This is a genomic window from Cellulosimicrobium composti (genome assembly GCF_010287905.1).
GTDB lineage: Bacteria > Actinomycetota > Actinomycetes > Actinomycetales > Cellulomonadaceae > Cellulosimicrobium > Cellulosimicrobium composti.
This window is the reverse complement of the sequence record NZ_JAAFAN010000109.1, coordinates 1-7,113: the sequence shown is the minus strand read 5'-3', so window position 1 is coordinate 7,113 and position 7,113 is coordinate 1. Positions and strand designations below refer to the sequence as shown.

The following is a 7,113-nucleotide window of genomic DNA, read 5'->3' as shown; positions in this document are numbered from 1 at the left end:
CCGGGCGTGCCCGGGCGCCCCGCGGGGCCCCGGGGCGCCCGGGCGCGGGGCCGGGGGCGCCCCGGCCCGCGGCCGGCGCGGGGCGCCCGCGCGCTGAGCGCGCGCGGCGCCCGCGCGCCGGGGCCGCCCGGCGCAGGCCCTCGCGCGGCGGGCCGCACCGGCGCGCCGGTGACGCGCCGTCGTACGCTGGCGGGCGACCTCGCGGGCGAGGTTCGTCGTCGGCGAAACCCGGACGGGACCGATGCGGCTCCGACTCGCCTACGATGTTGTGTGACGTTGCCGACGTCCGCTGCCGTGCGCGCCCGCGCGGCAGAGCGTCGGCGCTGCCCCCGGACCACCCGGCCCGGGCACCGATCGATACGGGAGTCCTGCGTGCCTTCGATCCTCGACAAGGTCCTTCGCATCGGCGAGGGCCGGATCCTCAAGAAGCTGTCCGGCATCGCCGACCAGGTCAACAAGCTCGAGCCGGGCTTCGAGGATCTCACCGACGAGGAGCTGCGGGAGGAGACCGACCGCTTCAAGGCGCGGCTCGCGGCCGGCGAGACCCTCGACGACATCCTGCCCGAGGCGTTCGCCGCGGTGCGCGAGGCGTCGCGCCGCACGCTCGGCCAGCGGCACTTCGACGTCCAGCTCATGGGCGGCGCCGCGCTCCACCTCGGCAACATCGCCGAGATGAAGACCGGTGAGGGCAAGACGCTCGTCGCGACGACGGCCGCGTACCTCAACGCGCTCGAGGGCAAGGGCGTGCACGTCGTCACGGTCAACGACTACCTCGCCAAGTACCAGAGCGAGCTCATGGGCCGCGTCTACCGGTTCCTCGGCCTCAGCACGGGCTGCATCCTGTCCGGGCAGACGCCGGCCCAGCGCCGGGAGCAGTACGCCGCGGACATCACGTACGGGACGAACAACGAGTTCGGCTTCGACTACCTGCGCGACAACATGGCGTGGTCCACGGACGACCTCGTGCAGCGCGGCCACCACTTCGCGATCGTCGACGAGGTCGACTCGATCCTCATCGACGAGGCGCGCACGCCGCTCATCATCTCGGGGCCCGCGTCGGGCGACACGAACCGCTGGTTCGGCGAGTTCGCCAAGGTCGTGCGCCGCCTCAGCCCGGGCACGGACTACGAGGTCGACGAGAAGAAGCGCACCGTGGGCGTGCTCGAGCCCGGCATCGAGAAGGTCGAGGACTACCTCGGCATCGACAACCTCTACGAGTCGCTCAACACGCCGCTCATCGGGTTCCTCAACAACGCCATCAAGGCGAAGGAGCTCTTCAAGCGCGACAAGGACTACGTCGTGCTCAACGGCGAGGTCATGATCGTCGACGAGCACACCGGGCGCATCCTCCCGGGCCGCCGCTACAACGAGGGCATGCACCAGGCCATCGAGGCCAAGGAGGGCGTGCAGATCAAGGCGGAGAACCAGACGCTCGCCACGATCACGCTCCAGAACTACTTCCGCCTGTACTCCAAGCTCTCGGGCATGACCGGTACGGCGGACACCGAGGCGGCCGAGTTCCAGGGCACGTACAAGCTCGGCGTGGTGCCGATCCCGACCAACCGGCCGATGCAGCGCGTCGACCAGCCGGACCTCGTGTACAAGAACGAGGAGGGCAAGTTCGACGCGGTCGTCGCGGACATCGTCGAGCGCCACGCGAAGGGTCAGCCGGTGCTCGTCGGCACGACGAGCGTCGAGAAGTCCGAGCTGCTGTCGTCCAAGCTGAAGAAGCACGGCGTGCCGCACGAGGTCCTCAACGCCAAGCAGCACGAGCGCGAGGCGTCGATCGTCGCGCTCGCCGGTCGCAAGGGCGCCGTGACGGTCGCGACGAACATGGCCGGTCGTGGTACCGACATCATGCTCGGCGGCAACGCGGAGTTCATGGCGGTCGCCGACCTCGCGGCCCGGGGCCTCGACGCCGCGGAGAACCCGGAGGAGTACGAGGCGGCCTGGCCCGACGCGCTCGAGAAGGCGAAGGCAGCGGTCGCGGCCGAGCACGACGAGGTCAAGGAGCTCGGCGGCCTGTACGTTCTCGGCACCGAGCGTCACGAGTCGCGCCGCATCGACAACCAGCTGCGCGGTCGTTCCGGCCGTCAGGGCGACCCGGGCGAGTCCCGGTTCTACCTGTCGATGCAGGACGACCTCATGCGGCTGTTCAACTCGAACCTCGCCGAGTCGATGATGAACCGTGCCGGGTTCCCCGACGACGTGCCGCTCGAGTCGAAGATGGTCACGCGCGGCATCGCGAGCGCGCAGGGTCAGGTGGAGTCGCGCAACTTCGAGATCCGCAAGAACGTCCTCAAGTACGACGACGTCCTGTCGCGCCAGCGCACCGTCATCTACGACGAGCGCCGCCGCGTGCTCGAGGGCGAGGACCTGCAGGAGCAGGTGCAGCACTTCCTCACCGACGTCGTCACGGCGTACGTCGAGGGCGCCACGGCCGAGGGCAACCCCGAGACCTGGGACCTCGACGCGCTGTGGACCGCGCTGCGCGCCGTCTTCCCGATCTCGATCACGGTGGACGAGGTGGTCGAGCAGGCCGGCGGCGAGACGCGCCTGACGGGCGAGATGCTGCTCGAGGAGATCCTCTCCGACGCGCGCATCGCCTACCAGAACCGGGAGGAGCAGCTCGGCGCGGCGAACATGCGCCAGCTCGAGCGCCGCGTGACGCTCTCGGTCCTGGACCGCAAGTGGCGCGAGCACCTCTACGAGATGGACTACCTCAAGGAGGGCATCGGGCTGCGCGCGATGGCGCAGCGTGACCCGCTGGTCGAGTACCAGCGCGAGGGGTACCAGCTCTTCCAGGCGATGACCGAGGCCATCAAGGAGGAGACGGTCGGGTACCTGTTCAACCTCGAGGTCAAGGTCGCCGAGCCGGGCGCGGGCGCCGCGGGCCAGGCGTCGATCTCCGCGGCGGACGCGGCGCAGGCCGCGCAGTCGGCCGCGGGCCAGGCGCTCGGCGGCGCGGCCGGTGCGGCGTCCGCAGGTGCGGCCGCGGGCCTCGCGGCGGCGGCGCAGCAGCAGGCCGCCGTGCAGCAGGACGCCCCCGTGGAGGACGCACCGGTCGCCGACGAGCCCGTCGAGGACGCCCCGGTCGCCGACGCCCCCGCCGCGGCACCCGCGCCCGTGGCGACCCCGGCCGCGTTCGGCGGCCCGGACGGCGCCCGCGCGGGGACGCTCATCGCGAAGGGCCTGGACGGCCCCGACCGCCAGGTGCCGCTGTCCTACAGCGCGCCGAGCGAGGACGGCACGGGGCGCGCGGTCGTCTCGGGCGACGCCGGGCGACGGGCGCGCCGCGCCCTGCACGGCGAGGCGACGGCGGTCGAGAGCGACGGCCGGACCTTCCCGGGCACCCCGCGCAACGCGCAGTGCCCGTGCGGCTCGGGCAAGAAGTACAAGGTCTGCCACGGCCAGAACGAGGAGTGACGGCCGGACCGTCCTGACGCCACGAGGTGTGTCGCGCGCGCGGCACACCTCGTGGCGTCTCCGGAGGCCGGGCGTCTCGGCGCCGCGCGTCTCGGGTGCGGCGTCTCCGGTGCCGCGTGTCTCCGGTGCCGTGCGGCTCGGACCCCGCGTTCGGGCTGCGTCCTCGACGCGCGAAGGGACCGCGCCCGGACGTGCGCCGGGTCCGTGACGATCATCCTGCGAATAGCGAATTGTCGTGAATGCGGTGCGTCTGGTTAGAGTGCAGGACGTCCGAGCACGTCTGCACGACGAAGGAGTTCACCGCCCGATGAGGATCCTCCTGCTGGTCTCAGCCTTCAACGGTCTCACCCAGCGGGTGTGGTGCTCCCTGAAGGAGCAGGGCCACGACGTCGGCGTCGAGCTCGCCCCGACGTTCGACTCGGCCGCCGCGATGACGCGTGCGGTCGAGCGGGCCGACCCCGACCTCGTGCTGTGCCCGTTCCTCAAGCACCGCGTGCCGAGCTCGGTCTACGACCGCTGGCCCACCGTGGTCGTGCACCCCGGCCCCGTGGGCGACCGCGGCCCGTCGTCGCTCGACCACGCGATCCGCGACGGGCGCGAGCAGTGGGGCGTCACGGCCCTGTCGGCCGTGGAGGAGCTCGACGCCGGGCCCGTGTGGGCGACGTCGGTCTTCGACATGCCGTCCGGTCCCGTGTCCAAGAGCGCGCTGTACAACAGCCGAGTCGCCGACGCCGCGATGGCGTGCGTCGACGAGGTGATCCGCAAGGTGGCCGACGGCGAGGAGCCCGCCTTGGCGGAGACCTGGCCGCAGGTCGTCACGGACGTCGGCGAGCTGCCCCTGCTGCGCCGCGCCGACTTCCGGCTCGACTGGAGCCGCCCCGCCGCGGAGCTGGAGCGCCTGGTCGCCGCCGCGGACGGGGCGCCCGGGGCTCCTGCGGAGGTCGACGGCCGGTCGGTCTGCCTGTTCGACGCCGTCGCCTCGCCCGAGCACACCGGGGAGGCGCCCGGCACCGTCGTGGGGCGGCACTTCGACGCGGTCGCGGTCGCGTGCGGCCAGGGCACCCTGTGGGTCGGGTACGCGGCCGAGCTGGGCGCGCGCCGGGGCCCGAAGCTCCCGGCGACGCAGGTGATCGACGCGGGCCGGGCGCCCTTCCGCCCCGTCCCGGACGCTCTGGCGGAGACGACGTACGTGCGCGACGGCGCCGTCGGGACCCTGACGATCCGCTCCTACAACGGGGCGATGCACACCGAGCAGTGCCGGCGCCTCACGACGGCCGTCGAGAAGGCCCTCACCGAGGACACCCGGGTGCTCGTCGTCCGCGGGACCGAGCACGCGTTCTCGAACGGGATCCACCTCGGTGCGATCGACGCGGCCGTGGACCCGGCGACGGAGGCGTGGGAGAACATCTGCGCGATCGACGAGCTGTGCCTGGCCGTCGCGTCCGCCGAGCAGCTCACCGTCGCCGCGTTCACCGCGAACGCGGGCGCGGGCGGCGTGATGGCCGGCCTGTGCGCCGACGTGACGCTCGCGCGCGACGGCGTCGTCCTCAACCCCTACTACGACATGGGGATCTTCGGGTCGGAGCTGCACACGTGGAGCGTCCCGGCGCGCGTGGGCGCCCGGCGTGCGTCCCGGCTGCTCCAGGGCAAGCTGCCGGTCTCCGCGGCCGAGGCCGCACGCATCGGGCTCGTCGACGGGGTCGGCCCGCGGGAGTGGGGCGAGTTCGAGGACTGGCTGTCGTCGACCGCGCAGGGGTACGCGGAGCCGGAGACGCTCGCCGCGATGCTCACGGCACGCGCCGAGCGCCGCGCGACCGACCGGCCCCTGACGTCCTACCAGACGATCGAGCTCGCCGAGATGGCGCGCGACTTCTTCGACGACCGCAACGGGTTCTCCGCCCAGCGCCGCGCGTTCCTGCGCAAGTCGCCCGCCGACGCCACGCCGGAGAAACTGCGGTTCGCCACGCCGCGCGCGTGACGCGCCGACCGCGGCCCGTCGGACCGGCAGGTCGGGCGGGCCGCGAGCGTCCGGTGGCGTGGCTGGGCGCTCAGCCGATCTCCAGGGCCACGACCCGCCACGTGCCGCGGCGGGCCTCCAGCCGAGCGGCGGCCGCGCGTACGCGGTCGCCGTCGTCGACGACGACCGTCCCCTCAGCGACCCCCTCGCCGATCCGGACGAGTCGCGCGCGCCGGATCGTCACCGGCCGTGTCGCGCTCTCGACGCCCGCGTCGGCCACGAGCCGGGCCCGGCGGGCGAGCGTCTCGTAGATCTCGGGCGAGACCCAGCGCGCGAGCTGGCCCACCGTGCGCTCGCCGCGAAGGACCTCGAGCGCCGCACGGACGACGGCGCAGCACATCGCCGTCGGGTCCGGGAGCGGCACCGGGGCCGTCGGTGCGAGCGGGCGGCCGCGCACGACGTGCTGCGGAGGTCGCGCGCCGCCGTCGCGCACGTCGACCGCCGGGGGGAGCTGCTCGCCGACGCAGCGCAGCAGGCGCGCGGGCGGCGGCGCGGGCACGCTCGCCGAGCGGGCCGTGCGCGCCGGGGCGGTCCTCGGGGTGGCGCGGGCCGCGATCCCGGCGGGCGCGCCGGCCCCGGTGGTCGTCGTGTCGGAGCCGGCGTCGGGTGTGGCAGCCCGGCGGAGGGTGCCCGTGCCCGTGCCGGGGGTGGTGGGGCGGCGGAGGGTCGCGGTGCCACCCGTGACGGCGGCGGCGGGGGTCTCGGAGCAGGGGCGCAGGGGAGCGGTCATCGTCGGGCTCCTTCGTGAGGTCGGGTCGTCATGCGACGGGCGCGGTGAGCACCTGGCCGGGGAGGATGAGGTCGGGGTCGTCGCCGACGACGTCCGCGTTCGCCGCGTGCCAGCGCTGCACGGCGGAGGCGACGTCGGCGGCGGTCGCGTCCGGCGGGAGGTGGCGCGCGGCGATGGACCACAGCGTGTCGCCCCGCACCACGACGACCTCCGCCGCCGGGCCCGGCGACACGTCGCGCGTGGCCGTGAGCAGCGCGTCACCCCGCCCCGTCGCGCCGCCGTGGACGGTCGCGGCGCCGCGGTCGGGCCCGACCGTCACGCGCGGCCCGCTCTCCGCCGTGCCGGTGCTCGTCAAAGCGGACGATGCTTGCGCCCCTGTCGCGCCGGGCGCGGTCGTGGCCGCCCCGCGCTCGGTCCCGGCGTCGCGGGGCTGCGCCCCGGAGTCGCGCCCGGTGGTCCCGGCGCCTGTCGCGGGTGTCGCCCTGCTCGCGGCGTCCTCCGCCGCCGACGCGGCCCCGCCCCGGCCGGCGGCCGAGGAGGTCGCGCCCCCGCTCGTCGCACCCGTGCCCGTCGCCGTGTCCGTCGCCGTGTCCGTCGCGGCCCCGCGGCCGGTCACCGCACCGGTGGCCGGGACGACGCCGCGGTCGGCCGCCCGGTCCGCGGCACTCGGTCCCGTCGGCGGGGTGCCGTCCTCCTCTCCGTGCGCGGGCCGCTCGGGCGCGGGCGTCGAGGTGTCGCGAGGCTCCGCCCCCGTGTCCGGGGCCGAGGCGCGCCACCCGATGTCGACCGCGACGACGGCGGGCTCGTCGGGCGGCGGCGCGCTCGCGTGGGCCGCCCCGCCGGAGAGGACGAGGCCCGCGCCGACCGAGACGCCGACGCCGACGCGCGCGGCCCGGCGGACCACGCGCGGCGCGGCGCGCAGGACCAGGCGCTCGCCGAC

Annotated in this window: 4 protein-coding genes; 2 read left to right on the top strand and 2 right to left on the bottom strand. The window is 74.8% G+C overall.

The annotated features are described in order from the left end of the window. Positions 1-372 precede the first annotated feature (372 nt). Together secA and GYH36_RS18560 are read left to right on the top strand one after the other, a co-directional pair. Complete coding sequence (secA, locus tag GYH36_RS18565) at positions 373-3,426, top strand: preprotein translocase subunit SecA (RefSeq protein ID WP_024839343.1); 3,054 nt, start codon at positions 373-375, stop codon at positions 3,424-3,426. A 307-nt stretch (positions 3,427-3,733) separates the two neighbouring features. Further along, a complete protein-coding gene (locus GYH36_RS18560; RefSeq protein WP_162290624.1) occupies positions 3,734-5,404 on the top strand; it encodes an enoyl-CoA hydratase-related protein in 1,671 nt (556 codons plus the stop codon). A gap of 70 nt (positions 5,405-5,474) precedes the next feature. On the opposite strand, the gene GYH36_RS18555 is transcribed toward GYH36_RS18560, so the two are convergent. Continuing rightward, positions 5,475-6,173, bottom strand: a complete 699-nt coding sequence (locus tag GYH36_RS18555; RefSeq protein ID WP_162290623.1) for an Rv3235 family protein — start codon at positions 6,171-6,173, stop codon at positions 5,475-5,477. Positions 6,174-6,201: 28 nt separating this feature from the next. After that, positions 6,202-7,113 (bottom strand): LysM peptidoglycan-binding domain-containing protein (locus tag GYH36_RS18550; RefSeq protein WP_162290621.1); only part of this gene is annotated, 912 nt, incomplete at its 5' end.

What these genes read in the sequence shown, in the direction of transcription:
- GYH36_RS18560 (WP_162290624.1), top strand. Translation starts at nt 3,734, where the DNA reads ATGAGGATCCTCCTGCTGGTCTCAGCCTTCAACGGTCTCACCCAGCGG.
- GYH36_RS18555 (WP_162290623.1), bottom strand. Translation starts at nt 6,173, where the DNA reads ATGACCGCTCCCCTGCGCCCCTGCTCCGAGACCCCCGCCGCCGCCGTC.